At 41.5% G+C, this 25,874-nt stretch carries 30 protein-coding genes; 12 read left to right on the top strand and 18 right to left on the bottom strand.

The genetic code is table 11. The features are described from left to right. Positions 1-240: 240 nt before the first annotated feature. From IQ13_RS13265 to IQ13_RS13245, 5 genes are all read right to left on the bottom strand, one after another. Complete coding sequence (locus tag IQ13_RS13265; RefSeq protein WP_144886857.1) at positions 241-723, bottom strand: response regulator transcription factor; 483 nt, start codon at positions 721-723, stop codon at positions 241-243. A gap of 137 nt (positions 724-860) precedes the next feature. After that, entirely contained in the window at positions 861-1,601 is a 741-nt protein-coding gene (locus tag IQ13_RS13260) for a c-type cytochrome (RefSeq protein ID WP_144886856.1), read from the bottom strand. Between the two features lie 95 nt (positions 1,602-1,696). Beyond that, entirely contained in the window at positions 1,697-2,644 is a 948-nt protein-coding gene (locus IQ13_RS13255) for a helix-turn-helix domain-containing protein (protein WP_242009541.1), read from the bottom strand. After that, positions 2,631-3,386: a hypothetical protein gene (locus IQ13_RS13250; RefSeq protein ID WP_144886855.1), complete on the bottom strand. Its 756-nt coding sequence runs from the start codon at positions 3,384-3,386 to the stop codon at positions 2,631-2,633. Before IQ13_RS13250 ends, IQ13_RS13255 begins: the two co-directional genes overlap by 14 nt. A 92-nt stretch (positions 3,387-3,478) precedes the next feature. Beyond that, positions 3,479-5,164, bottom strand: a complete 1,686-nt coding sequence (locus IQ13_RS13245; RefSeq protein WP_199758256.1) for a B12-binding domain-containing radical SAM protein — start codon at positions 5,162-5,164, stop codon at positions 3,479-3,481. 115 nt (positions 5,165-5,279) lie between these two features. Between IQ13_RS13245 and IQ13_RS13240 the strand changes: the two genes are divergently transcribed. The 6 genes from IQ13_RS13240 (at position 5,280) to IQ13_RS13215 (ending at position 8,244) form a co-directional block, all read left to right on the top strand. After that, complete coding sequence (locus IQ13_RS13240; RefSeq protein ID WP_144886854.1) at positions 5,280-5,636, top strand: ArsR/SmtB family transcription factor; 357 nt, start codon at positions 5,280-5,282, stop codon at positions 5,634-5,636. After that, positions 5,620-6,075, top strand: coding sequence for an SRPBCC family protein (locus IQ13_RS13235; RefSeq protein WP_144886853.1), 456 nt, complete (start codon positions 5,620-5,622; stop codon positions 6,073-6,075). Before IQ13_RS13240 ends, IQ13_RS13235 begins: the two co-directional genes overlap by 17 nt. Before the next feature lie 20 nt (positions 6,076-6,095). Next, positions 6,096-6,566, top strand: a complete 471-nt coding sequence (locus IQ13_RS13230; RefSeq protein WP_144886852.1) for an SRPBCC family protein — start codon at positions 6,096-6,098, stop codon at positions 6,564-6,566. A 17-nt stretch (positions 6,567-6,583) separates the two neighbouring features. Continuing rightward, positions 6,584-7,024, top strand: coding sequence for an SRPBCC family protein (locus tag IQ13_RS13225; RefSeq protein ID WP_144886851.1), 441 nt, complete (start codon positions 6,584-6,586; stop codon positions 7,022-7,024). A gap of 11 nt (positions 7,025-7,035) precedes the next feature. Next, positions 7,036-7,536, top strand: coding sequence for an SRPBCC family protein (locus IQ13_RS13220; RefSeq protein WP_144886850.1), 501 nt, complete (start codon positions 7,036-7,038; stop codon positions 7,534-7,536). Positions 7,537-7,674: 138 nt separating this feature from the next. Then, positions 7,675-8,244, top strand: a complete 570-nt coding sequence (locus IQ13_RS13215; RefSeq protein WP_144886849.1) for a uracil-DNA glycosylase family protein — start codon at positions 7,675-7,677, stop codon at positions 8,242-8,244. 22 nt (positions 8,245-8,266) lie between these two features. Here IQ13_RS13215 and IQ13_RS13210 read toward each other — a convergent pair whose 3' ends face one another. Continuing rightward, positions 8,267-9,844 carry a Na+/H+ antiporter gene (locus IQ13_RS13210; protein WP_144886848.1) on the bottom strand — a complete coding sequence of 526 codons (1,578 nt, stop codon included), beginning with the start codon at positions 9,842-9,844 and terminating at the stop codon, positions 8,267-8,269. 171 nt (positions 9,845-10,015) lie between these two features. Here IQ13_RS13210 and IQ13_RS13205 point away from each other — a divergent pair, with 171 nt between their 5' ends. Further along, on the top strand, positions 10,016-10,579 hold the full coding sequence (locus IQ13_RS13205; protein WP_199758254.1) for a hypothetical protein: 564 nt from the start codon (positions 10,016-10,018) through the stop codon (positions 10,577-10,579). 101 nt (positions 10,580-10,680) lie between these two features. Here IQ13_RS13205 and IQ13_RS13200 read toward each other — a convergent pair whose 3' ends face one another. The 4 genes from IQ13_RS13200 to IQ13_RS13185 form a co-directional block, all read right to left on the bottom strand. After that, positions 10,681-11,013, bottom strand: coding sequence for a hypothetical protein (locus tag IQ13_RS13200; protein ID WP_144886847.1), 333 nt, complete (start codon positions 11,011-11,013; stop codon positions 10,681-10,683). A 15-nt stretch (positions 11,014-11,028) separates the two neighbouring features. Beyond that, positions 11,029-11,238 (bottom strand): hypothetical protein, encoded by a 210-nt coding sequence (locus tag IQ13_RS13195; protein WP_158637392.1) that lies wholly within the window; start codon positions 11,236-11,238, stop codon positions 11,029-11,031. Between the two features lie 143 nt (positions 11,239-11,381). After that, positions 11,382-12,629 (bottom strand): Kelch repeat-containing protein, encoded by a 1,248-nt coding sequence (locus IQ13_RS13190; RefSeq protein ID WP_144886845.1) that lies wholly within the window; start codon positions 12,627-12,629, stop codon positions 11,382-11,384. Between the two features lie 80 nt (positions 12,630-12,709). Continuing rightward, a complete protein-coding gene (locus IQ13_RS13185; protein WP_144886844.1) occupies positions 12,710-13,303 on the bottom strand; it encodes a 5'-methylthioadenosine/S-adenosylhomocysteine nucleosidase family protein in 594 nt (197 codons plus the stop codon). A 156-nt stretch (positions 13,304-13,459) separates the two neighbouring features. Between IQ13_RS13185 and abc-f the strand changes: the two genes are divergently transcribed. The 5 genes from abc-f (at position 13,460) to nagA (ending at position 18,649) form a co-directional block, all read left to right on the top strand. After that, entirely contained in the window at positions 13,460-15,046 is a 1,587-nt protein-coding gene (gene abc-f / locus IQ13_RS13180; RefSeq protein ID WP_144886843.1) for a ribosomal protection-like ABC-F family protein, read from the top strand. A gap of 143 nt (positions 15,047-15,189) precedes the next feature. Further along, on the top strand, positions 15,190-15,651 hold the full coding sequence (locus IQ13_RS13175; protein ID WP_144886842.1) for a regulatory protein RecX: 462 nt from the start codon (positions 15,190-15,192) through the stop codon (positions 15,649-15,651). 39 nt (positions 15,652-15,690) lie between these two features. Continuing rightward, positions 15,691-16,656, top strand: coding sequence for a lipid A deacylase LpxR family protein (locus IQ13_RS13170; protein ID WP_144886841.1), 966 nt, complete (start codon positions 15,691-15,693; stop codon positions 16,654-16,656). 9 nt (positions 16,657-16,665) lie between these two features. Further along, the gene (locus IQ13_RS13165; RefSeq protein ID WP_144886840.1) at positions 16,666-17,523 is read left to right on the top strand and encodes a nitrilase family protein; all 858 of its coding nucleotides are present in this window, start codon (positions 16,666-16,668) and stop codon (positions 17,521-17,523) included. Further along, positions 17,501-18,649, top strand: coding sequence for an N-acetylglucosamine-6-phosphate deacetylase (gene nagA, locus IQ13_RS13160; RefSeq protein WP_242009540.1), 1,149 nt, complete (start codon positions 17,501-17,503; stop codon positions 18,647-18,649). Before IQ13_RS13165 ends, nagA begins: the two co-directional genes overlap by 23 nt. 64 nt (positions 18,650-18,713) lie before the next feature. Here the strand turns inward: nagA and IQ13_RS13155 are convergent, their stop codons facing one another. The 8 genes from IQ13_RS13155 to thiL all read right to left on the bottom strand — a co-directional run bounded on the left by IQ13_RS13155 (position 18,714) and on the right by thiL (position 25,873). Then, on the bottom strand, positions 18,714-19,535 hold the full coding sequence (locus IQ13_RS13155; protein WP_144886839.1) for a YoaK family protein: 822 nt from the start codon (positions 19,533-19,535) through the stop codon (positions 18,714-18,716). Then, complete coding sequence (locus tag IQ13_RS13150; RefSeq protein ID WP_144886838.1) at positions 19,516-19,989, bottom strand: hypothetical protein; 474 nt, start codon at positions 19,987-19,989, stop codon at positions 19,516-19,518. Before IQ13_RS13150 ends, IQ13_RS13155 begins: the two co-directional genes overlap by 20 nt. A gap of 18 nt (positions 19,990-20,007) precedes the next feature. Beyond that, the gene (locus tag IQ13_RS13145) at positions 20,008-20,508 is read right to left on the bottom strand and encodes a hypothetical protein (protein WP_144886837.1); all 501 of its coding nucleotides are present in this window, start codon (positions 20,506-20,508) and stop codon (positions 20,008-20,010) included. A gap of 205 nt (positions 20,509-20,713) precedes the next feature. Next, the gene (locus IQ13_RS13140; RefSeq protein WP_199758253.1) at positions 20,714-22,084 is read right to left on the bottom strand and encodes a HAMP domain-containing sensor histidine kinase; all 1,371 of its coding nucleotides are present in this window, start codon (positions 22,082-22,084) and stop codon (positions 20,714-20,716) included. 36 nt (positions 22,085-22,120) lie between these two features. After that, complete coding sequence (locus IQ13_RS13135; RefSeq protein WP_144886835.1) at positions 22,121-22,819, bottom strand: response regulator transcription factor; 699 nt, start codon at positions 22,817-22,819, stop codon at positions 22,121-22,123. 183 nt (positions 22,820-23,002) lie between these two features. Continuing rightward, positions 23,003-23,302, bottom strand: coding sequence for a hypothetical protein (locus IQ13_RS13130; RefSeq protein ID WP_144886834.1), 300 nt, complete (start codon positions 23,300-23,302; stop codon positions 23,003-23,005). Positions 23,303-23,321: 19 nt separating this feature from the next. Continuing rightward, positions 23,322-24,830 (bottom strand): S41 family peptidase, encoded by a 1,509-nt coding sequence (locus IQ13_RS13125; RefSeq protein WP_144886833.1) that lies wholly within the window; start codon positions 24,828-24,830, stop codon positions 23,322-23,324. An 8-nt stretch (positions 24,831-24,838) separates the two neighbouring features. After that, complete coding sequence (gene thiL, locus IQ13_RS13120; RefSeq protein ID WP_144886832.1) at positions 24,839-25,873, bottom strand: thiamine-phosphate kinase; 1,035 nt, start codon at positions 25,871-25,873, stop codon at positions 24,839-24,841. Position 25,874 lies beyond the last annotated feature (1 nt).

Genomic DNA, 25,874 nt, shown 5'->3' with positions numbered 1-25,874 from the left:
AGTGATTGTTTTAGGAAATAAAGATGGGCATTGGGCTGTAAAAAGTGCTCATACTAAAGTATGAAATACGGTTTGGAGTTGCAAAATCATACGAAAGAGGGAGGAAACATTGATGGGTAAGGTTGCAAACCGTCAGACCAAACTCCGGACCGACCTGACAGGTTAATAACTATAAAGCTGTCTTTACAACAGGTATGATGATTGAAGTGAAAGCTCAACCTGTCAGGTCAAGCCCAATCTCTACACAATCAACCCCAGCTGCCGAGCTTTCTCCACCGCCTGAGTTCTGCGTTTTACATCCAGCTTCAGGAATAAATTGGAGGAATGTGTTTTCACTGTTGCCAGCGAAAGAAACAACCGATCGGCAATTTCCTGGTTGCTCAGTCCTTCGGCCATCAGTTGCAGCACTTCGCTTTCCCTGCTGCTTAAACCGAGTTTCTGGCGTTGTGCTTCCATCTGTTGAAGATCTTCTTCTGTGGGTGTAGTTACATACACATTCTTCTCTACAACAATGGTTTCAATTTCTTTTTTCGGTTTCACCAGTTTTAAGGCCAGCCAGATGCCCAAGCCTGTAAACACAACTGCAATACAGAACATATAAATTTCAAAGGAATGACTGACCAGTACAAACCGGTATTGCAATACCTGTAACAGTATAAGCAGCCCAACCATTGAAGCGGCATAAAGAAGAATCTGTTTATATGTTTGCAAGAAGCGGCGCATCCGTTACGAATGTACTAATGATGATGGATGTTAGCAATTCATAGGAGATCGTGTACTGAAATTCTTTTCTGAAAAGAATAGTTTTTCTGGAACTTAAGACTATCTGTCCATATATAATCTTTATAGAAATGCTGCAATTAATTTCTGATATAATCAACAATTCTGCTAACCTGATCTTTTGTTAGATTAGGGAATTCGTAACACGCAAGACCAAATTTTTTTCTTAAAGCAATATTTGCGGTATCAATACCAATTGATTTACGGTTTGTAAGAAATCGGTAGATCCATTCGTTATCTCTAATTTCTACTCGTTCAATTAGTGCAGGTCCGGTAAGTGTTTTAATTACAGCATGGCAGCTTGCGCAATTTGTTAGATACAAGGTTTTGCCGGAGCCGGTTGGCTGCTCCTTCAAATTAGCAGTATTCAATATTCGTTTTTTAGACGTATCACTTTCTTTAAAAACAATTGAATTAAATATGTTGAGTATGGTGTCAGTTTGTTTTATATCATAACCTCTGATACTGAATTTGTCTTTTCTGTTTACACGAATGTACATGCCAATGGTTCCTTCGCCCGGAGTAATTGGTACTACAATGTTTGCGGGTAACCCATTAACAGTATCAACTCCAGACTTGTGTTTTAATGGATCTTCATCGCCGAGGTCATAACTGTACCAGCCATAATCGAACCAAAGACTATCTATTTCATTTGTTAAACCGCCAACATAACTGTCAATGCCTTGACGTTTAAATTTTTTCCAATCGGATGGAGCTTTTAATTGAAACACACCGTAATCGAGTGTATGCCATTCTGCAGTTCTGTTTGTGCTACAAGAAATGGAAAAGATGCATAAAAGGACAACAAAACGAAATTTCATAGATTGTATTGATTCATAAAAGTACACTTCGATTAGCTAAGAATTGCAATAAGAACTCTGAGGACATCATAGCGATAAAGACCCACGGAATCTATCTATTGTACGTTCCGAAATTGTAACGGGCTCAATTGTACATGTTTCTTAAAGAAGTTATTGAAGTGGGTTGTTTCTGTAAAGCCCAAGGCTTGTGCAATTTCAGAAACATTCCATGGACTGTGCTTCAATAAAATTTTTGCTTCCTGTAATACACGTTCTGCTATAATTTGTGAGGTGGTTTTATCGGTAATGGCTTTTACCGCTCTGTTTAAATGATTCACATGTACATTCAGCTGTTGAGCAAAGTCGGCCGCACTGCGAAGCGTTAATTGTGTATGCTGCTCATCAACCGGGAACTGGCGCTCCAGTAATTCTGCAAACAAAGTAGCAATCCGTTGCGATGCATTTTGCGGTTGTTGTTGACTGATGTCGTGGTTGGGTTGCATTTTTAATGCAAAGTGAATTAACTCCAGTACCAGTGTACGCAATACATCATATTTATGCAGATAATCTGAGCTCATTTCTTCAAACATGCGTTGAAAGATAGCCGATGCTTTTGCCAGTTGTTCATCACTCAGCTCAAACACACGGTTGCCGCCCGGCTGATAAACAGCGTATTGATTGAGATTTCCAAACTGGTGAAAAAAATGCTGATCGAAAATGCAGAATACCCCGCCGGTAATTGCATCGAGCCGCTCCCACTTGTACGGTATCTGCGGACTGGAAAAAGTTAAGGCCTGCTGTTTTACTTCGTACCCTTTATCTGCATAAAATACTTTGCCGCTACCGAGTGTGATGGTGATCTTATAAAAATCACGCCGGCTGTAAGGAACAGGTTTGGCAGCACTGCCCACATAGGGATCTAAACGGAATACATTGAAATGGCCGATCTCATTTTTCAGATTATCCGGCACCCAATTAAATTTCCGCTTGTAGAATTCCTCTATGGTTTCCAGCTTGCGCATCGCCCACAAACTTACTGTTTCTGTTTGCTTAACGGCGCACATAATTTTTGTTGAAGTTGTAAATAACACTGGCGTTCCACACAAAGTTTTTGCCTGCCAGTTCGGTATGCAATGCTTTGTTCATAATGGTTTGTACACTCAACGGAAATTTATTTGCTGCCAGTGTAAGTGAGTGGGTAACATATAAGCCATCACGTCCGGCCATATTTAGATAGTAAACCTGCGGAACGTATTTCGCATACAAGGTTTTACCTAAACCAATATGCGAAAAGTTGGCATTGAGTGTTACAAAATGCGTATAGCGTACGCTCGATGCATCGAGACCTTTGGAAAACAGGTAGTACACGCCCACGGTTGTGTTTTTTGTAACTCTGTACGAAGGTGTAAGGTCGAAGGCGGCAAAACGGCTTACCTGCAACGCATCTGGCACCTGCGGATTACTGATGGTTCTGAAAACAAAAGAGGGGTGGGCGCCCACACTCATTTTAAACTTATCAGCAGTGGCAAGTTTATAGCGCCACCAGAAAATAAAACTCCAGGGCTTCCCATCCATACCAAAGCGGAGGAAAGGTTCAAAGGTTAACTTCTTTCCGCCAATGTTAAAGTCAAACATCACCGCTGGCTTGTTCAGGGAAAAAGAAGGTATCAGCGAAACACCGTTTTGTGTGGCAGTAACAGTACCGCCAACATGCTGTACAGGTTTAGTGCTGTCGGTAACCTGCGAAAATGATTGCACAGTTGTAAAGAGTAAGCACAGAAGTTGAACGCCATATTTCTTTTTCATAAACCTGTATAATTACAGGTGCAAAAGAAGAATATATGGCTGTGCTGCTCTAACGAAAATGAAACGGAGGATTACGAAATTCAAACAAGGGGTTATCTGCTGTGTTTCGCTATGATATTTTCCAGCACCTCCGGCTTATTCTTGCCATCAAATGAAATAGCCAAAACAACATCAGCTGCAATAATATGGTTGTGCTGTACAAACTCCTGCCAGTTGAAGCTTACAGGCAACATCGCAAAACGCAGTTTATGATGATTGAGTTTGTGTTGTTCAATAAGTTGTTGTTTGATGGATGCGTCAAGCTCCGGCAATAACAACGACACCGGTTTTATTTTATGCTGCAGATAATAATCGATGCTGATGAGTTGCTGCAACACCACATCTTCAGGATAAGTTTGTTTCGCATATGCAAACAAGATCGTGTACACATCTTTCAGATCATGTTTGTGTAAATCGGAATGTTGGGTAAAGTAATTACCTAATCCTTGTAAGAAATCGAACACACTGTAATACGCCGTAACATATTTGAGTGTGTGGATGGCACGTGGCTTGTTCCAGTAAATTTCCAATGCTTCCTCTGCCAAGGTAACCTGTCGCAATTCTTCTTTGCTGAGGTAATTACTTTTAATGATCTGGTAAGGCGCTACCGGATCGTATACATAACCATGTGCAGCTGCGGTTTTACGCACCGGTGTTCCTCTTAAAAATTTCAAAAAGCCCAATTGCAGTTCCGGTGCAAAGAGTTTAAATACTTCTTCGAAACTGTATTTGATATCTTCAAAATAATCGAGCGGCAAACCAACGATGAGATCGAGATGGAGATCAACCACATCCTGTACTTGCCTGATGATGCCTTTTGTTTTTTCGAAATTCTGTTTGCGGCTTACTTCGAGGTTTGCTTTTTGATTTACCGTTTGAATACCAATTTCAAAACGGAATAAACCTTTCGGCACTTTTTCGTTGATGAACTTGATGATATCGGGGTGCAGAATATCGGCCGTTATTTCAAACTGGAACACATTGCCCGGCTTATGGTTATCGAGAATGAATTGAAATACATCCAGTGTAAAATCACGCTTCATGTTAAATGTACGATCAAGGAATTTGATCACCCGGCCATGCGTCATTAAATACAGCAGATTGCTTTTAATATCTGCCATTGGCAGGTAACGTACATTGTTGTCCAAACTTGCCAGACAGAAACCACATTTGTACGGACAACCACGACTTGTTTCAATATAACAAACCTTGTTGTAGAGATCTTCTGTTGGGTCGTTGATGTAAGGATTCACGCCAATGAAATTGCTTACATCATAGGTAACGCCTTTTTCTTCGTACCGAACTTCTCCATCTACTTTATATACAAGATTCGGAACGGCTTCTACGTTCGGGTAATGCGTTAAAAATTCATGGAACGGAATTTCACCTTCACCTGTAATAATATAGTCAATACAATCTTGAGCAATGATTTCTTCCCATTCATAACTTACTTCCGGTCCGCCCAATAAAATTTTGCAGTTGGGGTTAATGGCCTTGATCGCTTTCGCCACCTTCAGTGTTTGTGTAATATTCCAGATATAGCAACTGAAAGCTACCACATCATGATCTGCACATTCTTTGGCAATCTCGTCCACATTCATGCGTATGGTAAATTCCTTCCACGATAAACCCTGGTGGTGCTTATTCAACTCATACAAAATGCGGATTGCCAGGTTGAGGTGAATATATTTTGCATTAAGGGTGGTGAGTAACAAACGCATCCGGCAAAAATAGTTCATCCGGGGCAAGTGATCGATAGGTATGCCATTCCTATATCGCCCAGATAAAAAACTTCTCTAAAAATTTGCGTAAGCAAATACTTACACATACTTTCGTGTAAGTAAACGCTTACATATGGCATACGAAGCAAGAAGAGATGTGTTCCAGGCAATTGCCGATCCCACACGGAGAGAAATCATTGGGCTAGTTGTGAAAGAACCGCAGAACCTGAATGCGCTGGCGGGCAATTTTAATATGAGCAGGCCGGCTATTTCGCAACATGTAAAAATATTGACCGAGTGCGGACTCATCATCATTAAGCAAAAAGGCAGAGAGCGTTATTGCGAAGCCAAACTGGATGCACTCAACGAAGTATCAGCATGGATCGAACAGTACAAACAATTCTGGGAACAGAAACTGGATGCACTGGAAACCTATCTCGAAAAAATACAACAGCAACCAAAAACAAAAAAGAATGCCGGCAGAAAATAATAAGGAAGGTCGTTTTATCCGCTTAACAAAATTGCTTCATGCACCTGTTGAAAAGATATGGGAAGTGTGGAGCAATCCCGATCATATCAAGCATTGGTGGGGACCAAACGGTTTTACCAACACCATTACAAAAATGGATCTGGAGCCCGGTGGCGAATGGTTATTGGTGATGCACGGCCCGGATGGTACGGATTATGATAACAGAAGTGTGTTTACCGAAGTGGTTGTGAATAACAAGATCGCATACGAACATCTCAGTGGTCATCATTTTATTGCAACAATTGAGTTTGAAGCGCAAGAAAAAAACACTTTGATGCATTGGGAAATGTTATTTCCAACGAAGGAAGAATATTATCAGTTTGTTGAAGTATACAAAGTAGGTGAAAGCCTGCAACAGAATATTGAACGCTTGGCACAATACCTCGAACGATCAAATTAATCATACTTAAAAAGAAAAACATGTCTGTAACACCTAATACCTCCGATCGGGAACTCCGTTTAACTCGATTACTGAACGCACCTGTTGAGCTGGTATGGGAAGTCTTTACAAATCCTGATCATATCAAACATTGGTGGGGACCGAACGGGTTCACCAATACCATTACAAAAATGGATGTGGTGCCTGAAGGTGAATGGGATCTTGTGATGCATGGACCTGATGGCACAGACTATAAAAACAAAAGTGTTTTTATAGAAGTGGTGAAGCATAAAAGGATTGTGTACGAGCATGTGAGTGTACCAGCTTTTTTAACTACGATTGAGTTTGAAGAGAAAGGCAAACAAACACAGATCAAATGGCACATGTTGTTCGAAAGCAGGGAACAGTTTATACAAGTAGTGAAAACATTTAAAGCCGACGAAGGTCTTACCCAAAATATTGACAGGCTCGAAAACTATCTCAGCCAGCAATTATTGAATCAACAACCTTAACTATTAAACACATCATCATGCAAACAGCAAACGATATTGTACTTGAAAAAATTTACAACGCACCAATTGCATTGGTATGGGCTGCTATTACCGACGAGCAGCACATGCGCAACTGGTATTTCGATTTTAAAGGCCAGTTTCAGTTAAATGTTGGACAAACGTTCGATTGGCATGCCGGTGATCTTAAAGATAAACAATGGCTGCACCGGGGTGAAATGTTAGAGATCATCCCCAACAAAAAATTAGTGCATACTTGGACCTATCCCGGATACAGCGGCAAAGCCATTGCTTATTGGGAATTAAGTGAAGCAGATGCACAAACCACAAAACTCAAGTTCCGTTTTGAATTTGCAGAACCATTCGATGCAAATGAACCTGCATTGGTACGTGGCAATTTTGTAAACGGATGGAACGAACTTATCCTTAACAGTCTTGAACAATACCTCAATAAACAATAAACTTCATCATCATGTCAACAGTTAAAGAACAGTTTTCAATAACAAGATCATTCAATGCACCAAAGCAATTAGTGTTTAATGCATTCAGCAATGCAGAGGCATTGGCTCAATGGTGGGGACCAGCAAACATGGCCATCGATGTGCTGAAGCTTGATTTTCGTCCGCAAGGTATTTTCCATTACAGTATGCAAATGGGCGATACTGTGCGTTACGGCGTGTTTCATTATGTAGCCATTGAAGAGCCAAGCAAAATTGAATGGATCAATTCATTTGCTGATGAAAAGGGTGAAATTATACAAGCACCTTTTCCGGGTTTGGTTTTTCCCAAAGAAGTAATGAACATTCTTACACTTACCGAAGAGAACGGAATCACCACTTTGCATTTAACCGGCTATCCCATCAATGCAAACGAAGAAGAGGCGAAAACCTACTACTCCATGTTTGCAAGTATGAATGCTGGCTTCACCGGCACACTCAATCAGCTGGAAGAGTATTTGAACAGGGTGAAGTAAGAGATAGTCTCTGCGTTCTCTGTTTCTTAGCGTGAACAAAATCTCACGCACAGGATTGGAGAACGCAGAGGTTGTTCTCTTCTACCCAGCATTAATCTGCCATACTCCGGTAACTTTGCAGTACGCTTAACCGGAAACATGCAACTCCTCAGCAATATTCACAACTGTACTGTTTGCAGCAAACAGCTCCCATTGGGTGCCAAACCTGTTCTCCGGTTTTCTGCAAAAAGCAGGATCATTATTATCGGACAGGCGCCGGGTATTAAAGCACATAACAGCGGTATACCCTGGAACGATGCAAGTGGTGAACGTTTACGCAGCTGGTTGGGTGTTGATGCTTCAACGTTTTACGATACCGATAAGTTTGCATTGATACCAATGGGTTTTTGTTATCCGGGTAAAGGAAGGAGTGGTGATAATCCGCCACGGCCCGAATGTGCACCACTTTGGCATCCTCAATTGCTTGCAAAATCAAAATCGGCACAACTTAAAATCCTCATTGGTAATTATGCGCAGGCGTACTATCTCGGTAACAAACAAAAACCTACGCTTACGGAAACAGTAAAAGCTTTCGAAGAATATTTACCCGAAACAATTGTGTTGCCGCACCCTTCGCCACGCAACAATATCTGGTTAAAGAAAAATAGCTGGTTCGAAAAAGAACTACTACCGGTTTTAAAACATCAGGTACAGCAGAACTTGCTTTAAACCTGGCAGAAGAGGCAACATGTTACAAATGCTTTAGTTTTTCTTCTTCAATATCCAGTATATGCAGATGCCTGCGGATGATGTCTTCATCTAAATGTTTTTCTTCTTTATTTTTTTGCAGTAGCCATTGGCGTTGTTTGTTCAGCAGCTCTTTATAAATTTTTTTGCTTTCAACAGGAAGCTTCAGTTCGCTTTCGTCTTTTGTTTTGCCTTCCCATTTGCTTACCAGTTGCTGCAGTAATGCATGTTCGCTTATTTGTGCGCTGTACTTATTGGTAAGATGTTGCAGTGCATGCGCTGCCATTTCTTTACGAATCAACTGATCGGTTTCTTCTTCGCTCAGGTAATGATCGTTACCTCCAAGTTTCAGTTTACGAATCAACACAGGCAATGTTAAACCTTGCAGCAAGAGGGTTGTCAAGATTACAATAAAGGTGATGAAGAGAATAAGGTTGCGATGCGGGAATGCAGTTCCATCGCTTAATTGCACAGGAATAGATAACGCTGCGGCCAGCGATACTACACCACGCATACCCGTCCAGCCCATTAAAATTGGTCCTCTTATGCCAGGATTACGTTCGGCAACATTAATAAAGTTGCGCATAATTAATGTAACTACCACAGCGCCAAAAGCCGATAAGAAACGTACAATAATCAACACCAGTGTAACAAGTAAACCATAACCAATAGCGGAAGAAAAAGAGACAGCCTCCTTTTTTAATCCTTCGGTAATCTCCGGCAGATCTAGTCCGATTAATAAAAATACCAGCCCGTTTAATACAAACACGAGGCTTTCCCAAACATTGTAACCACGCAGTCTTGCACTGCTGCTTAAGAAATGATGGCGTTTGTTCGACAGCAACAAACCGCCGCTTACAACGGCCAATACGCCGGAGCTGTGCACTTCTTCAGCCGCTATGTACATGATGTAAGGCGTGACAATGGTGAGGATAATATCCATGTTAACATCGGTAGGCAGGTACTTGTGTGCTTTCATAAAAAGAAATCCTACCAATAAACCAACAGCAATACCGCCAAATAACATCCAGCTGAATGACAATGCGGCTTCGTACCAGATAAACTGTCCGGTAGCAACAGCAATCAATGCAAAACGAAAAATGATGAGCGATGATGCATCGTTTAGCAAACTTTCGCCTTCGAGGATTGAAGACATACGTTTCGGTACGGATACAAACTTCAAAATAGCACTTGCGCTTACAGCATCGGGTGGAGATACAATGCCGCCCAGCAGAAAGCCCAATGCCAGGCTAAAACCGGGTATGATCTTGTTGGCAAAAAATGCAACCGACATAGCGGTTAAAAACACAACAATAAACGCAAAGCTGCTGATGATGCGGCGCCAACGCCACAGTTCTTTCCACGAAATAGCCCATGCAGCTTCGTATAAAAGCGGAGGTAAGAAAATGATAAAGATGAGTTCGGGATCGATACGCAGTACAGGCATGCCCGGTATAAAACTCGCCAGCAAACCTGCAACAACCAGTAAAACCGGATAGGCAACTTTGAGTTTATTGGCCAGCATAATCAACATCACAATGGACATGATTAATGCAAGAAGAAAAAGGAAATACTCGGTCATCTGTAAAGTTTGTTCAATCAATATACAAACCTTTAGGTTGATTTATTACACAGGCTACTAAACAACGACACTTGTTGTAAAGCAAAACGAGACAGCCACAGAAAAACAGCATGCTGAAAGAAAAGGAAACAAGTCTATCCGTTAATTTCGCAGCCAACCAAAATCTAAGAAATGAAACGTTTTATCCTTATCATGCTGCTGAGTCCTGCAGTATTACTGCATGCACAAACAAAATCAAACAGCCAGAAGCCCGTTCGTTTTCTATTGGGTGCAGCGTTGGAATTTGGCGGCGACAACCTGGCCGAAATCTATTTTACCGACGGAAGTACACAAACAATGAATGCCGGGCAAGGCGGTACATTGTTTGCAGGCGGACAGTTCCGTTTAACAAAAAACGAAAAACTGTTTTTAAGAGGAAGCATCGGTATTAAATATCTTACTACAAAGGCAGATAATGCTCACATCCGTCTTACACGTATTCCTTTGGCACTATCGGTGAATTACCTGCCGGTGAAAAAGTTGCGATTAGCAACAGGTATTGTCACTCACCAGGCAATCAACTTAAAATTTGATGGAGTAGGACAGGATGCAAAGTTTACATCGGTACCCGGTTTGCAGTTTGAAGCAGGCTATGGTGTGTTTGCATTATCGTATACAGCCATGACGTATAAAGATGCCAACAATGCATCGTACAGAGCCAATGCAATCGGACTTACTATTTCAGGTGTATTTTAATTCAATAAAAAATAGTTACTATAATACAAACGCCTCCGAAAGGAGGCGTTTGTATTATAGTGAAAGTATGTGGCTAAAAAAGGCAGCACCAATAAGATGTATTACAGTAATGCAGCCAATACCCACACTGCATAAAACCAGATAAAACCTATCCAGCTGATGGGGTGAATTTTCTTCAGCACAAGCCAATCGTAAATAAACAGCGAAAGAAAAAGTGTATTCCAGATGGCCGCTTCAAAAAGCATAAAGCTGGTATCGGTGTTAATGCCCAGCTTGGTAGCGACTCTGTCAACAACAGGCCCCAGTACATAAAATGTTCCAACGAATAAAAGCCGTTTATGCCGGGTACCGTTTTTTCGATGGAGATAAGCAAATAACAGTAATGCTGAAAAGCTCACCGTGAAGAAGCGGTTGGCTTTTACATAATCGGGCATTTGCGACCAGCCTTTCTAAACTGCTACAAACACATAAAATGTACTGAGCACCACGCCCAGCCCTACAAGCATACCTGTAATACCCAGCTTTCGATGGGCCTTGTAATTTCCTTTTCGGATATAACCTGTTTGGATAACCAATAAAACAAACCATGCTAAAAAGAATAAGCCATGGATGATGAATTTAGGATCGCTGTTGCTTTCCTGTTTTACATCATAAATCAAGTTATCAGAAAAAGCAAACAACGAAAGAAACAGCAGCACCAGACTGCAGTAGAAAAAGTAATTTTTTTCATTGCGGCAATGTTCGTTTTTCTGAACAGTTCTTAAAGTTAATCAGTCATTCTTACGATTAAGATAATTTCCTCTTATTCGCTGTACTTCCACAGCTCAGTTACCTGTTGCGAATCGTTATAGGCAAAAACATACAATGCAGAATTGTATTCGAAGCTGCCATAATAATTGACTGAAAGAGCAGGAAAGCCGGTAAAATCCTGTTTGCGTTGCCAGCTGTTGGTAACCGCATCGTATTTAAACAAACGATGATCGTTAAGGATATAACCCGAGCCGTTGTATGAAAAGCCAAACGAAGCCGACCATGTAGCAAACAACTCCGGAAGATCGGATAAGCGTGTATACGTTTTTGTAGCTGTATTGAATTTATAAAACTTGCGTGTTTGGTTATAGGCTCCATTTACCAGTTCCTGCCGTATACCAAAATAAAAATCACTGCCTACCATACAACCGGTAATGATGGGGCTTTTGGCTGTATCAGTAATATCGGCGAGGTAACTGAAACTGTTATTCGTTGCATCGTATTGGTAAAAACCCGATTTACCATTAGCTGCCGGATTATCACTTGCTCCAATCAATGCATAATTCGAACTGCTGCCGGTGCTTTGTAAAAAGTAAGATCCATTGTAAACACTGCTGTTCCTTGCCCATGTGCGTGTAGCTGCAGTATAGTTCCATGTTTGATTGGCAGCCGAGCGGAAACTGATATATGCTTTGCCATTGACTTGAAACGATACACACTCGGAGTAGAGCGGATCGCTGACGGCAACATCAAATAATTTTACCCAACTTCCATCTTTTAAATTGAGCTTCCAAAAATCGGGAAGTCCTGTAACGTAACCATTGCGGAAACCCATACCAAAACCATAGTAAGCACTGTCGCCAAAAATAAACACAGAAGGATTGGTGCGGTTGCCCGAAGGACAGGTGCTTATTTTTTGCCAGCTTCCACTGCCAATGATAACGGCATCTTTACTGATGGCAGTATCTTTTCCGATAACAACAATTAATTTATTACTGCGGTGTAATGCATTGATGGAAACTGATAATGTTGTTTGATTGGCAGAAAGCACCGTTGCAGGAACCGTACCGATGAGTACAATGTCTTTTCTTGAAGCAGAGGTGTCACTTGTATAGGTCTGTGAAAAGTTTTTCAGTTCAATGCGCAGTGTGTCGCCCGATTGTACAGTTGTCGGCATAAACCGAATAATTTGCGGACTATTACCGTTGGCAGCATCATCAGGCGAAGGATCTTTGCTGCAGGCAGAGAACAAACACCCTGACAGGAGTAGAAAAGAAATGATCGCCTGCAGTTTCAACATAAGTGCGTTGTTTGAACGTTGAAATTACCAATTGATTTTTGCTGCAATAGTACCGCTCACAAAATTAAAGGCGTCAGGATTTATTGCATATCTCCAAACAGTAACGTCCGGAATGCAACAGCAGCTTTGTGCACCAGCTCGTTCCAGTCGTCGGCAGCTGAACCATCAGCACCATCTGAAATATATTTTAAACAGAGAAAGGGAATGTTTTCTTTTTGCGCAATCAATGCAAGCGGGTACGCTTCCATATCAACTACAGTATAAGCTATAACGTCATGATTCATTTCAAAACTGTCGCCTGTACCACAAATGCCTTGTGGCAATCCTTTAATCTGCAAACCATATTGCAGCACAGGGTCAATACCGCTCAACGGTGTTTCGTACAGTTGAAAACCCAGTCCACGTACATCCATATCACGCTGGATGAATTGCGTGCAGCAAACAATGGTTCCCTTGCTGAATGTATTACTGCCGGCCGAACCAAGATTGATGATCATGGCCGGTTTGTGTTGGGCAATGGATTTGGTGAGGGCGTATGCGGCACTTACTTTACCTATTCCGGTAATTAACACATTGCAATCGGTAAAATCCTCTGCCGCTTCCGATTCGAGGGCAAAAACAAACAGGGCATCTTGTAACGGAAGTTGATGTTGAACAGATAATGCTGAAGCCATGCTGCAAAAATAATTGAAGACATTTCCATTACAAAAAACCTATCTTTGCATTCTTCTTCACGAAAAACGAATCAATGAAACTGTAATTTCTTTTTACCGGATATACATGCGAACGCTCATCGTTCACATCGTTTTCATCATCCAAAAAAGAAATACATGTTGATTCTTAAGAACCTCAGCTATACACATCCTGATAAAGAAGTTTTATTTACAGATCTCCAACTCAGCATTCGTGCCGGAGATAAAATTGCATTGATCGGCGCTAACGGCAGTGGCAAATCAACTTTGCTTAAACTTATTGCCGGTGAACTTGCAGCTCCTGGTGGAACAATACAGTTGGCGGAAAAGCCTTATTTCATTCCGCAGATTTTCGGACAGTTCAACCATCTCCGCATTGCAGAAGCACTGCACGTTGCTGACAAGTTAAAAGCGCTGCATGCTATTTTAGAAGGCGATGTTTCGGAACTGCAGTTGCAAATACTTGATGATGACTGGACCATTGAAGAGCGTTGTATAGAAGCGCTTCGTTACTGGCAGCTTGATGAACTGGATCTGGAACAACCAATGAGCAGTTTAAGTGGCGGACAAAAAACAAAAGTCTTTTTAGCTGCTGTTCATATTCATCAGCCTTCGTTTATTCTTTTAGATGAACCGAGTAATCATCTTGATACAGCCGGGCGTGAATTGTTGTATCAATATATTCTTTCATCAAAGGCTACAATTCTACTGGTGAGTCACGACCGTACATTGCTGAACCTGATTGATACCGTTGCAGAGCTCAGTAAAAAAGGCATCTGTATGTATGGCGGCAATTATGATTTTTACCTGGAGCAAAAAACACAGGAAACAGCAGCGTTATTCGATGATGTGAAGAGTAAGGAAAAAGCACTTCGCAAAGCCAAAGAGAAAGAACGGGAATCAATTGAGCGGCAGCAGAAGTTAAATGCACGTGGAAAAAGCAAACAGGAAAAAGCAGGTGTTCCAACGATTGTGATGAATACCTTACGCAATAACGCAGAGAAAAGTACAGCGAAGCTTAAATCGGCACATGGTGAAAAGATTGAGAGTGTTAAAGAAGAGCTGCAAGACTTACGCACGGCCTTACCCGATCTTGAACAGATGCGTTTTGGTTTTGATGATTCCGGTTTACATAAAGGAAAGCGTTTGTTTGAAGCAAAGGCTGTTAACTTCTGTTACAATAAAAAAATTGTTTGGAAGGAGGATCTGGATGTACTCATCAGCAGTGGCGAACGCATTGCTTTGCGTGGCGCAAATGGTTCCGGCAAAACAACGTTGCTGAAAATGATATTAGGTGAACTTGAGGTAGCACAAGGAACCATATACAGATCGATCGCACATTCCGTGTATATCGATCAGGATTATTCGCTCATTAACAACAGCCTTACTATATATCAGCAGCTGCAGTACTACAATAGTTCAGCTTTGCAGGAGCATGAGCTAAAGAGTCGCTTGCATCGTTTTTTGTTTGGTAAAGACGATTGGGATAAACGCTGTGGTCATCTCAGCGGAGGTGAGCGCATGCGGTTGATGTTGTGCTGCCTTACTGTTTTTCAACAGGCACCAGACTTGATTGTATTGGATGAGCCAACCAACAATCTCGATCTGCAAAGTATTGCCATACTTACTGCTGCATTGAAACACTACAAAGGAACATTGCTGGTAGTATCGCACGACGCATATTTTTTAAAAGAGATTGAAGCAGAAAGGACGATTTCTTTATGAAAACAAAGCGATAGTGAAGCTTGTATAACAATAATCTCAAATGACAGAGACCGAGATTGAAAGCAGGCAGTATGTTGGTATCAAAAAAGAATATCTGCGGTGGAGGATAAAAACAAAATAGCGGTATTACTTTTGCCCCATTCATGTACAAACAACAACTCACCAAAGAACAGGCGCACCAGAAAGCGAAGCACTATTGTGCTTACCAGGAACGTTGCCACAGTGAAGTGAAGGAAAAGCTGTACGGCTTTGGCTTACGGAAAGCAGATGTGGAGGAGTTGTTATCGAAACTGATTGAAGAAGATTACCTCAACGAGGAGCGCTTTGCTGTACAATTTACGGGTGGCCGTTTCCGTATGAAGCAGTGGGGCAGGGTAAAAATTAAATACGAGCTGAAACAAAAACAGGTAAGTGAATATGTCATTAAAAAAGCATTGAAAACAATTACTGAAGAAGATTACTGGGCAACCGCACAAAAACTATACGATCAAAAGCTGCAGCAACTGAAAGGCGAAACCAATCAGTTCATCCGCAAAAAAAAGCTGAGCGATTACCTGCTGCAGAAAGGATACGAACATGCTGTAATTAATGAACTGCTGAACTGAGTGTTCAATTGCAAAGCTTTTTGCTTAAACTTGTGCTGCATGTTTAAGCCAACTATTGCCTTCTTTGTTTTTCTGCTTACAGCAACATTCGTTTTTGCTCAAAGCGACACGGCTGTTTTTCGAAAAGAGCTGACGATTACTACCGAAAACGATAATTATAACTTTACTAAAGCCGACAGGTATTATTCCAACGGACTTTTTTTTAAATACCAATGGTTGCCAAAGCAGCCCCACAATGCAAAGCTTGTACAAAAGCTGCACCGGGCAGAAGTTGGGCAAATGATCTTTAATCCGCATCTCAACCGTCGTTCGCTCAGCCAGGTACTGGAGCAACAGGATCGTCCCTATGCCGGTTGGTTGTATGGCAGCTATGGTCAAACAAATGTGTACAGCAATAGCCGGGTGCTGCAATGGGATGCAATTGCAGGTGTTGTTGGTCCGGCTGCAAAAGGAGAAGAAGTTCAGGTAAACTATCACAAAATAATTGGCCTTTATAAGATATATGGCTGGGAAAACCAGGTACAGAACGAGTTTGGATTAAATGCATCAGTACGTTATTATCATCCGCTTACTGTTACAAACGCATTTACGTTACATGCTGCAGGAAAAGCAACGCTTGGCAATACTTTTACCAATGCATCGGTTGGTTTTTTATTGAAAGCAGGAAAAATGGATAACGAAATTTCTACAGCCTATTGGACAGGCCGTCTTGGCTCTGCTGCAAAAAATCGCCGGCATAAAACCGAAGCAGTTTTTTTCCTGGAGCCCATGTTACAGGCGCAGGCTTATAATGCAACAGTACAGGGTGGTATGTTTCGCAGTTACAAAGGCAATTATGTTTCGGAGCTCAACCCGTTTATTTACATCATTAAAACAGGGTTTGTAATTGCAGGTCCGCTGGCTTCGTTCTCCGCCTATTACCATGTGAAGCAACGGGAAGCAAAATCAATGATCGATCCGCTGGAAGTATACGGTGCGTTTGCAGTAAGCTTTCGCTTTCGCTAACTTCGTTGCATGAGTCATCTTACGTTTACACTTATTCAAACCAATCTGCATTGGGAAGATAAAGCGGCCAACCTGCAGATGCTGGAAGAAAAGATCAACTCGCTTCAACATCCTACGCAGATTATTGTGTTGCCCGAAATGTTCAACACTGGCTTTAGCATGCAGCCTGAACTACATGCAGAAGATATAAACGGCCCAACCGTACAATGGATGAAACGAGTAGCCGCTGCAAAACGGGTGATTGTTACCGGAAGCATCATGATCAATCAAACTGCTGCAGATGGAGCGATACAGTATTTCAATCGGCTTATCTGGATGTTGCCAAACGGACAATATGGTGTGTACGATAAGCGCCACCTGTTTGCTTATGCCGATGAAGACAAACATTATACAGCAGGTACCAGGCGGCTGATTGCTTCGGTAAACGGATTTAAAATTAATCTGCAGGTTTGTTACGATCTGCGGTTTCCGGTATGGGCCAGACAGCAAACCGGTCGTATCTCGACTTCGCTCGATACTCCAACCCAATCCTTCGACTCCGCTCAGGACTTGGTTCCGGAATACGATATACTCATCTACGTTGCCAACTGGCCGGAGCGCAGAGTGCATGCATGGAAAACATTACTCACTGCCAGGGCCATCGAAAATCAATGCTATGTAATTGGTGTTAACAGAACGGGCAATGATGGTAACAATATTTATCACAGTGGTAACAGTATGGTGATTGATGCAATGGGCGAAGTGTTGTACGAAAAAGAACACGATGAAGATGTATTTACCATTACTCTCTCCAAAGAAAAATTAGAAGAGATACGCCACAAACTTCCATTTTTAAAAGACGGAGATGCGTTCAGCATTCATCCATGATAATAACATGCAGATATTTTATAACGGAACAATTTTTACAGGCGATCGTTTTATCAACGACAGGGCAGTAGTGGTTAACAATGGAATTATTGAAGCGCTTATTCCTTTTGAAACGATTCCAACCGATACAGACAAGTACGATTTACAAGGCAGTTTTTTAGTACCTGCGTTTATCGATCTGCAGTTGTATGGTGGTAATGGTTTGCTTTTTTCACAGGCATTGAACGAAGAGGCCATCCTTGCAACAGATGCTTATTGTGTAAGTGGCGGATGTACACGCTTTCTGTTAACATTAGCTACCAACAGCATCGATGTATTTTTGCAGGGTATTGCTGTAGCTAAACAATTTTTGCAGCAACAGAACAATACAGGCTTACTAGGGCTGCATCTCGAAGGTCCTTATATCAATCCTGTTAAACGTGGGGCTCATTTACTGGAGCATATTAAACAGCCAACTGTTGATGAAGTAAAGCTACTGCTCGATAAAGCGGAAGGAATTGTGAAGATGATGACGCTTGCACCGGAACAATGCAGCGATGAAGTTCTGCAACTCTTAATTGATCGTAACGTCATTGTTTCTGCAGGACATAGCAATGCTACCTACCAACAGGCAACTGCAGGATTTAATAAAGGCATCACAACTGCTACGCACTTGTTTAACGCCATGTCGCCTTTGCAAGGCAGGGAGCCGGGTATGGTGGGTGCTATTTATGATCATGCAACAGCGTACAGCAGTATTGTGTGCGATGGTTTTCATACTTCTTTTGAAGCAGTACGCATCAGCAAAAAAATGATGGAGGAACGTTTGTTCTTAATTACTGATGCAGTAACCGAAACAACAGAAGGGGCCTATCAACACCTGCTCAAACATGATCGGTATGTATTGCCGGACGGAACATTGTCCGGTTCTGCATTAACCATGCTGAGCGCTGTAAACAATTGTATTCAACATGCAGGTATTGAATTTGACGAAGCGTTGCGGATGGCTTCGCTTTACCCTGCAAGAGTAGCTAACCTTTTACAGTTGGGTAAAATTGAAGAAGGGTTTGCTGCTGATTTTACTGTACTCTCAAAAAGCAAAGAGCTGAAAGCCGTGTTTCGTTCGGGACGGTTACTTACAAAATAATTGATGCGGCCAAATGGCCGCATCGTCTTTAACTAAACAATCGAACTGTACTGCTTTCCATAGACTAATAAACCGCTGCTTCTTTTTCGGTTTCTTTTTTTAGTTGCATTGTGGGAAATGTTGCGTGTGTGTTGATTTGAATTGTTTTAGCTGCAAGCTTTTTTCTTCTGTTAGTTAAAAAGCGAAACAATTTCAATTTGTAGAAGTCGTAAAACAGCACAACTACTAAAAATAAACTCACAACATAAAAAAGGCGAAAGCCGATGTGCATATACGTGATGCCCGAAACAATTGCACCTGCCAGGTAAGCCGATGCAATGGATGCTAACAGGATCGCTTTTCCTTTTAACTCTTTATTATTACGATACTCTTTTCGTGTAAACATTGAAAACAAAATGCCTAAGTCGGTAGTAGCACCGGTAAGATGTGTTGTCTTTACTGCAAAATTTGAAATGCTGGCAGTAAGTCCGTTTTGCAAACCCATTGCAAACAACATCAACGCCAGCATCACTTCTGTTTCAGCTAATGTTTCTTTGTAAAAAAAATGGCCATACGTACCTACTGCAATCAAACATATAATTTCAAGTATCAATGGTATGGCGTGTGCTATATATGTATTCTTCTTGTTGAGGTGTATTACAAACATGTTCGATGTAAAGCCACCAAAGAAGAACAGGAAGATCCAGCCGAGCACAACGGCAGCCTGGTACAAATTTCCTTTCACCAGTTCTGCTGCAAGTATGGCGTAATGTCCTGTTATATTGGAGCTGAAGGAAAAGAACAGTAAAAGCGATCCGATGTTGACCATGCCTGCTGAAAAAGCCGTGAGCACGCCAAGCCGCACATTATCTCCTAAAGTTCTGCTGTTACTGTATTTTCTGAGCATAGGTATCTGTTTTTGTCCGTTCAAAAATTAGCTGGGCAATGCCACGAGCCTGCATATCCGATTCTGCATTTAACACCATTCTGTTATTCTCCAAAACAGTCAGCTGATAGTTTTCAATACGGTTATCACCGTACTGTATTTGCAATACATGCCCCCTGCCTTTAATACGCCAGCTTAAATGTTCTTCTTTACCGGCAATTTTTAGGCGTAACAAACCACCGGGTAAAAACTCCCAGTCTTCTGCACGGTGAAAAGAAAATTCCGGTTGCGTGGTTTTTGTTTTGCTGGCCGCTGCAATGTCGGCTGCAAAAGCAATTGCTTTCTCAAATTTCCACTCCGTTTCTTTCCATTTGCCAAGAATCGCTTTTTCCGGATTTGCCGATGCATTAAACAACAACAACACTGCAGCAATACCTATTACAAACACGGCACTATATGTAATCCAGAGTTTCATGTTATTCCTGTTTTGTTATCAACTAACCGATACACGGTTAAAAAATAATTCAGCTACTTTTCCTTTTTCAGGCATTGGAATATCTGTTTCCGAACCTGCCGTTTCAATTGGTAAGCCACTTACTTTGAAGTAGGGTAATAGATTAAAGCTGTTTTTGTTTTTAAAATTTGGTTTGTACGAAATCGGTACACATATTTCGGTTATTGCATTTGCTTCTGCGTATTGATCAAAAGCTGCTTGTGTTAAACCCGAAAAAATATCGGTCTTCATTGTTCGTAGCTGCGAAGCGTATTTGTTTTTTAATACAGTGCATCCTTCTCTGAACTCTTTGCTGCATAGGTCTTCGAGTAAGCGGCGTTTCGAGTAAAACAACAGACTTGTAATTGAATCGTTTTGATGAAGGCCATGTAAAAGGATAACGTTGATACGGGTATTGCTGCTCTGCATACTCAAATAGTTCTTCACAATATTCAGCGATGCAATGCTGAAATCGGTTGGTATTAACACTGTTTTTTCCATAGCAATTTTATTTTACGATTAGTGCACAAAACTGCTATGGAGATATTAAAATGGTTTTAAGCTGTAATTAGAATGTTGTTAGAATAATACCGGGGAAATTAAAATGACATTAGAAAATAAAACTTTCCAAAAAGTCTGTTTAAACAATTGTTTGCTGCAGTTTAAAATAGTACCACAGATTAAAAGACGATTGAAGAAGAGCTATTTATTCGAACTTACCGATGGGCAGGTTGATTTGTACGGTTGTGCCTTGTCCTACAATTGACGAAACCAGAATTTCGCCACTGTGTATACGTATGATGTTGCGGGTAAGTGGCAAACCAATGCCGTAACCTTCGTACTTCAATGTGTTCGATGCTCGGAAGAAAGGATCGTAGATATATTTGAGTTCATTACCCGGTATACCAATACCATGATCTTTTACAATGATGAATACATTTTGATCGGATGCACCGATGGATACATTTACCACATTGTTGTTGCTGTATTTGCAGGCATTGCTGATGATATTGCTTAAGGCCAGATGCAACAGTTGTTCATTGCCTTTCACCTTCAGCTTAACGGGATTTTCAGGTAACAGACTCATGTCGATATGAATACGGCTTTCGGTATTAATTTTTTCAATGGTTTCTTTTACATCCCACAACAACTGATCGATACGGAGTTTATCGAACTTCTGCGTTTTACCATTAAAACCTGTTTGAGCTAAAAACAGCAGGGCTTTTGTTTTACGGTCGAGTGTTTCAGCTTCGTCAAGTATAACTTTTATTGTTTCGATGTATTCGTCGGTTGAGCGTATTTTAGAAAGTGTAACATCGGCTTCGCCGATAATAGCGGTTAGCGGTGTTCGCAGCTCGTGCGAGGCATTGCTGATGAAATTGTTTTGTGTTTCAAATGATGTTTCAATACGGTCGAGCATGTTGTTAAAGGTGCCGATGAGGTCAGACATTTCATCGTTACTGCTGTTGTTGGCAAGACGTAAATGCAGGTTTTCGGAACTGATTTCCTTTACACGATCGGTAATATTCCGCAGCGGACGAAATACATAACGGGAAAAATAAAGCGCAATCAATGCAGAAAAAACAAAGGCAGCAATAATGGCAAATACAAGTGTGCGCCGCAGGTAAGCAGAGTGATGCAGCTCAAAATAGTTTTGTGCAGAAGCAATCACTACATATTCTCCCTGTTTGCTTTTGTAGCGGATGCCTTTGTAAAAGACACTGTTTTTGTTGTATTCGCTTTTTCCTTCTTTTACAATTTCATTGAAAAATGTAATGGGTATATCTAATGCTTTGGCTTCTTCTGTAAATGATTTACCGGGCGTTATGCGGTAGTAACGATCTTTTTCCTGCGGCAGCTTTTCAAAAAACTCGTTACGTAGCGCAATCATTTCCTGCGAACCGCTTTCACGGTCCAGCTCTACCCGTGCTGTAGTTACAGCACGAATCTCCAGCAGCTTGTAAAAATCTTCGTACGAATAATTGGATACAGACAGGTATACAAATCCACTAAACAACAGGATAATGCTTAAGAACGCTGTAAGCAGTATCAGCGTTGTCTTGATCTGTATTTTCATTTTCATCTGTGTGTAAAATTGCTGTGGCAAAACAGGTTACCCGTTGTCTTTTAAAACATAACCCATACCAATCACGGTATGAATGAGTTTTTGATCGGCATGTGCATCAATTTTTTTACGCAGGTAGTTTACATATACATCTACCACGTTGGTGCCTATATCAAAGTTTACACCCCATACTTCTTCCAGTATATCAATACGGGAGAGCACTTTGTTTTTATTCTTTATGAAATAGAGGAGCAGTTTATACTCGGTAGTAGTAAGCGAAACCGGTTTGCTGTCACGAATCACTTCTTTTGTATAATCGTTAACTTCAAGATCGGTAAAGCGGTAAACATGTTCTTCCTGTATTTCTGTAGTTGCCGTACCGCCTTCGGTGCGTCGTAAAAGTGTACGTATACGGGCAAGCAGTTCAATAAATTTAAACGGCTTTACCAGGTAATCGTCTGCTCCGATTTCTAAACCCAGCACAATGTTTTCAGCTGTGCCCAATGCAGTTAAAAACAAAACAGGAATGTTGGTGTTCACCTTCCTGATTTCTTTGCAAACCTCCAGCCCGTTTTTATCGGGCAACATAATATCCAGTATGGCAAGGTCGAAATTGTTTTCGGAAAATAAATGCAGACCAGTATTACCGTCAAAAGCCACGGTTACATCAAAGCCTTCTTCTGTGAGCCCCTTTTTAATAAAGGACACAACATGCATTTCATCTTCTACCAACAATATTTTTTTCATGCCTGCTTACTTTGGGTAAAACTGCCTTGTTACGCAAACCTCAAAAATACCTTTCGCAGGCATAAAATACATTAAAACCAGATTAGAGTGCCTTCGGAAAAGTGGCAGATGCTGAAGCACCACAACAAAAAAGGCAGTTCATGGGAAGAACTGCCTTTGAACAGAAATTATTTTAACGACTGTTTAACGACGGCTGATTTTTAAAACCTTGTACATGTCTAACGGTGTGGCGCAAAAGCATTGGTATTTTTCGGTAAGCGGCTGTACACAGGTAGTCACTTTCAGACTATCTAACAGATAATTTTCGGGCAGGTTTTTTAATTTAACAGGTTTGTTTCCGAGGTCGGCAGAAACAAAATACCAACCAAGCCCGTCTGCAGCAGGTTCGCCGCCCCAACGGATCATCCCATCGGTGCATTGTATTTCTTTTTTACAGGATGTAAACAGCGCAAGTGTAAATGCAAGAATTAAAAAATGTTTCATATCCGGCTTGACAACTCCATCAGTCTTTCCGTTGCATGATGAGGTTGATTACCTTGTCCATCTTCGGATCACGGTTCAGCCGTATACTTTCAGCGCTGGCTTTTACTTCAACATCGGGCAAAACGCCATGTCCGTCTTTCGGATAGTTTTTGTTGTTGACGATGCGGTACAAAGGCAAACGGACACGAAGTTTACTGTTGGGCAGAATCATTTCGGGTATAAACACACCGTTGTTGCCATAATAACCACCGCCGGTTTCTTCGCCAACAATGGTTACATTTTCTTTTCCTTTTACTGCCGATGCAAAAAGCGTAGTAGCTGAAAACGAATAACCGCCTGTTACAATATACACGTGGCCATTAAAATGCTGCGGCAGTGGCTGGTATTGTTTGTTGTGAAAAAAACGAAACATATACATACTGTCGTTGTATTTCCGGTTCAGAAAAAACAAACCCAGGTTAAATATAAAACGACGGCTTATCCTGGCATCGGAACGAAGCTTGTGTGTAACGGAATAAATAGAATCGGTAAATGAAAACGGTTCATTGCTCACTAACCTTGTTAGGTAAAGCGATGATTTGATTAAACCACCACCGTTGTTGCGTACATCAATAACCAAATGCTTGATGTTCTTTTTCTTTAGCGTTCGAAAACTTGCTTTTAAAAAATGTTTGCTGAGGGCCGTGCTGAAGCTGCTGATGCGCAGCGTGGCATACGTTCCGGTAGAATCGATACTGAAGCTTCGGATGCGTTGCAATCTGCGTTGCCTGTCGCTCAACTCCTGTTCACGTGATGGCTGTTGTTGCGGCGGCGGTGCATTAAAGTTGACCGGTCTTCGACGAATGGTATCTTTTGCAGGATCGTACAGATCAATGCTGCGTTGCTGCTCAATGCCTTTATCGTTTACAAAAACGACAGTGTACTTGTCCTGCAGGCCAAAACGCATGTTGTAATACGTGCTAAAGTTGTTGCTGATGTTCTGGTAGCTGAAATTTTTGGCGTTGCCATCAATTGAAACAAGTGGCAGTAAGGTATCAATGATTTTCTTCGCCTGCAAACCGTTGATGCTGCGTAGCGGCGTACCTGTACGGATCAACTGATCTCTGCGGTTGATGTTGGTTGTTACAACCAGCGAAGAATCGTCAATCACTTTTGCAATCAGCGGAAACGTTTTCTGGCGGCGACCATCCGTATATCGATAGTAGTTTTTTGAAAAACGCACGCTGGTATGGCCACACCTTATTGGGAAAATGGTCTCAGCTATAACTGTACGAAATTGTATTTCGTTCAATGAATCGGTTAAGCGTGCATAAGCTTTTTGGAAAGATGCATCTACTTCTTCTTGTGTGCTGTACCAATACAGCGAAGGATGATTTTCTTTGAGCGTTTGCTCCATTACCTGTACATCTTCTTTCAATTGGTCGGGACTGTACTTGCGCTCCGGTGTATAGCCAATACTGCCTGTTGCAGAACAGGAAGTAAGCGCATAGCTCAACAATGCTAAACCAATAAAGCCGATGTTTTTCATCTGTACAATTATTTGCTGAAGGCGTTCCAGCCTTGTGCTGTCAGCTGATGTTTGTTGCCGCCTCTTGTAATAATATGAGCGCCTTCTGCTGCTTCGGTTACATAGCCAACTACACGTATACCATTTACATCTTTAATTTTATCGTAATCGCTTTGTGCGAGGGTAAACAGCAGTTCATAATCTTCGCCACCGCTTAATGCACAGGCTGTGGGATCAATTTCCAGCTTGTAGGCAAACTCTTTTGCATCGGGGTGCACAGGAATCTTGTCTTCGTACAACACTGCACCTACGCCGCTTTGTTTACAAATGTGCAGTACTTCGCTGCTGAGGCCATCGCTGATGTCCATCATGGCTGTTGGAACAATCTTTTCTTTCTCGAAAAATTCAATGATATCTCTGCGAGCTTCAGGTTTTAATAAACGGCCAACGATATAGTCACGATTTTCCAGATCGGGTTGTACACCTTTAGTCTCGAGGAAAATTTTCTTTTCTCTTTCAAGCAACAACAAACCAAGGTAGGCACCACCTAAATAACCGCTTACACATATCAGATCGTTTGGTTTAGCTGTACTGCGTTTTACAAACTGATCGGGTGCTACTTCGCCAATGGCTGTTACGCTTATTACAAAACCTTTGTTAGAAGAAGTTGTATCGCCTCCAACCAAGTCAACACCATACTCTTCGCAAGCTACATATACACCATCGTAAAACTCTTCCAATGCTTCCAGGCTGAAACGATTGCTCACAGCCAGGCTCAGGGTAATCTGCGTTGGGGTAGCGTTCATGGCATAGATGTCGCTTACATTTACCACTACACTTTTATAACCGAGATGTTTGAGTGGTGTATACATCAAATCGAAATGCACACCTTCAATCAACAAATCAGTAGTTATTACTGTTTGCTTACCAAAGTGATCAATCACTGCAGCATCATCGCCCACACCAAGTATGGTTGATGCATTCTGATGTTCAATATTTTTTGTGAGATGCTCAATTAAACCAAACTCACCAAGCGAGGATATTTCTGTACGTTCTTCACTCATA

Origin of the sequence: Lacibacter cauensis (genome assembly GCF_007830055.1) — a bacterium.
GTDB lineage: Bacteria > Bacteroidota > Bacteroidia > Chitinophagales > Chitinophagaceae > Lacibacter > Lacibacter cauensis.
Note: the sequence above shows the minus strand (reverse complement) of the source record. Positions and strands in the feature narration are given on the sequence as shown.

Bases quoted from the DNA above. Each gene is read 5' to 3' on its own strand.
- IQ13_RS13265 (WP_144886857.1), bottom strand. From the start codon at position 723: ATGCGCCGCTTCTTGCAAACATATAAACAGATTCTTCTTTATGCCGCT.
- IQ13_RS13260 (WP_144886856.1), bottom strand. From the start codon at position 1,601: ATGAAATTTCGTTTTGTTGTCCTTTTATGCATCTTTTCCATTTCTTGT.
- IQ13_RS13255 (WP_242009541.1), bottom strand. From the start codon at position 2,644: ATGTGCGCCGTTAAGCAAACAGAAACAGTAAGTTTGTGGGCGATGCGC.
- IQ13_RS13250 (WP_144886855.1), bottom strand. From the start codon at position 3,386: ATGAAAAAGAAATATGGCGTTCAACTTCTGTGCTTACTCTTTACAACT.
- IQ13_RS13245 (WP_199758256.1), bottom strand. From the start codon at position 5,164: ATGAACTATTTTTGCCGGATGCGTTTGTTACTCACCACCCTTAATGCA.
- IQ13_RS13240 (WP_144886854.1), top strand. From the start codon at position 5,280: ATGGCATACGAAGCAAGAAGAGATGTGTTCCAGGCAATTGCCGATCCC.
- IQ13_RS13235 (WP_144886853.1), top strand. From the start codon at position 5,620: ATGCCGGCAGAAAATAATAAGGAAGGTCGTTTTATCCGCTTAACAAAA.
- IQ13_RS13230 (WP_144886852.1), top strand. From the start codon at position 6,096: ATGTCTGTAACACCTAATACCTCCGATCGGGAACTCCGTTTAACTCGA.
- IQ13_RS13225 (WP_144886851.1), top strand. From the start codon at position 6,584: ATGCAAACAGCAAACGATATTGTACTTGAAAAAATTTACAACGCACCA.
- IQ13_RS13220 (WP_144886850.1), top strand. From the start codon at position 7,036: ATGTCAACAGTTAAAGAACAGTTTTCAATAACAAGATCATTCAATGCA.
- IQ13_RS13215 (WP_144886849.1), top strand. From the start codon at position 7,675: ATGCAACTCCTCAGCAATATTCACAACTGTACTGTTTGCAGCAAACAG.
- IQ13_RS13210 (WP_144886848.1), bottom strand. From the start codon at position 9,844: ATGACCGAGTATTTCCTTTTTCTTCTTGCATTAATCATGTCCATTGTG.
- IQ13_RS13205 (WP_199758254.1), top strand. From the start codon at position 10,016: ATGAAACGTTTTATCCTTATCATGCTGCTGAGTCCTGCAGTATTACTG.
- IQ13_RS13200 (WP_144886847.1), bottom strand. From the start codon at position 11,013: ATGCCCGATTATGTAAAAGCCAACCGCTTCTTCACGGTGAGCTTTTCA.
- IQ13_RS13190 (WP_144886845.1), bottom strand. From the start codon at position 12,629: ATGTTGAAACTGCAGGCGATCATTTCTTTTCTACTCCTGTCAGGGTGT.
- IQ13_RS13185 (WP_144886844.1), bottom strand. From the start codon at position 13,303: ATGGCTTCAGCATTATCTGTTCAACATCAACTTCCGTTACAAGATGCC.
- abc-f (WP_144886843.1), top strand. From the start codon at position 13,460: ATGTTGATTCTTAAGAACCTCAGCTATACACATCCTGATAAAGAAGTT.
- IQ13_RS13175 (WP_144886842.1), top strand. From the start codon at position 15,190: ATGTACAAACAACAACTCACCAAAGAACAGGCGCACCAGAAAGCGAAG.
- IQ13_RS13170 (WP_144886841.1), top strand. From the start codon at position 15,691: ATGTTTAAGCCAACTATTGCCTTCTTTGTTTTTCTGCTTACAGCAACA.
- IQ13_RS13165 (WP_144886840.1), top strand. From the start codon at position 16,666: ATGAGTCATCTTACGTTTACACTTATTCAAACCAATCTGCATTGGGAA.
- nagA (WP_242009540.1), top strand. From the start codon at position 17,501: ATGCGTTCAGCATTCATCCATGATAATAACATGCAGATATTTTATAAC.
- IQ13_RS13155 (WP_144886839.1), bottom strand. From the start codon at position 19,535: ATGCTCAGAAAATACAGTAACAGCAGAACTTTAGGAGATAATGTGCGG.
- IQ13_RS13150 (WP_144886838.1), bottom strand. From the start codon at position 19,989: ATGAAACTCTGGATTACATATAGTGCCGTGTTTGTAATAGGTATTGCT.
- IQ13_RS13145 (WP_144886837.1), bottom strand. From the start codon at position 20,508: ATGGAAAAAACAGTGTTAATACCAACCGATTTCAGCATTGCATCGCTG.
- IQ13_RS13140 (WP_199758253.1), bottom strand. From the start codon at position 22,084: ATGAAAATACAGATCAAGACAACGCTGATACTGCTTACAGCGTTCTTA.
- IQ13_RS13135 (WP_144886835.1), bottom strand. From the start codon at position 22,819: ATGAAAAAAATATTGTTGGTAGAAGATGAAATGCATGTTGTGTCCTTT.
- IQ13_RS13130 (WP_144886834.1), bottom strand. From the start codon at position 23,302: ATGAAACATTTTTTAATTCTTGCATTTACACTTGCGCTGTTTACATCC.
- IQ13_RS13125 (WP_144886833.1), bottom strand. From the start codon at position 24,830: ATGAAAAACATCGGCTTTATTGGTTTAGCATTGTTGAGCTATGCGCTT.
- thiL (WP_144886832.1), bottom strand. From the start codon at position 25,873: ATGAGTGAAGAACGTACAGAAATATCCTCGCTTGGTGAGTTTGGTTTA.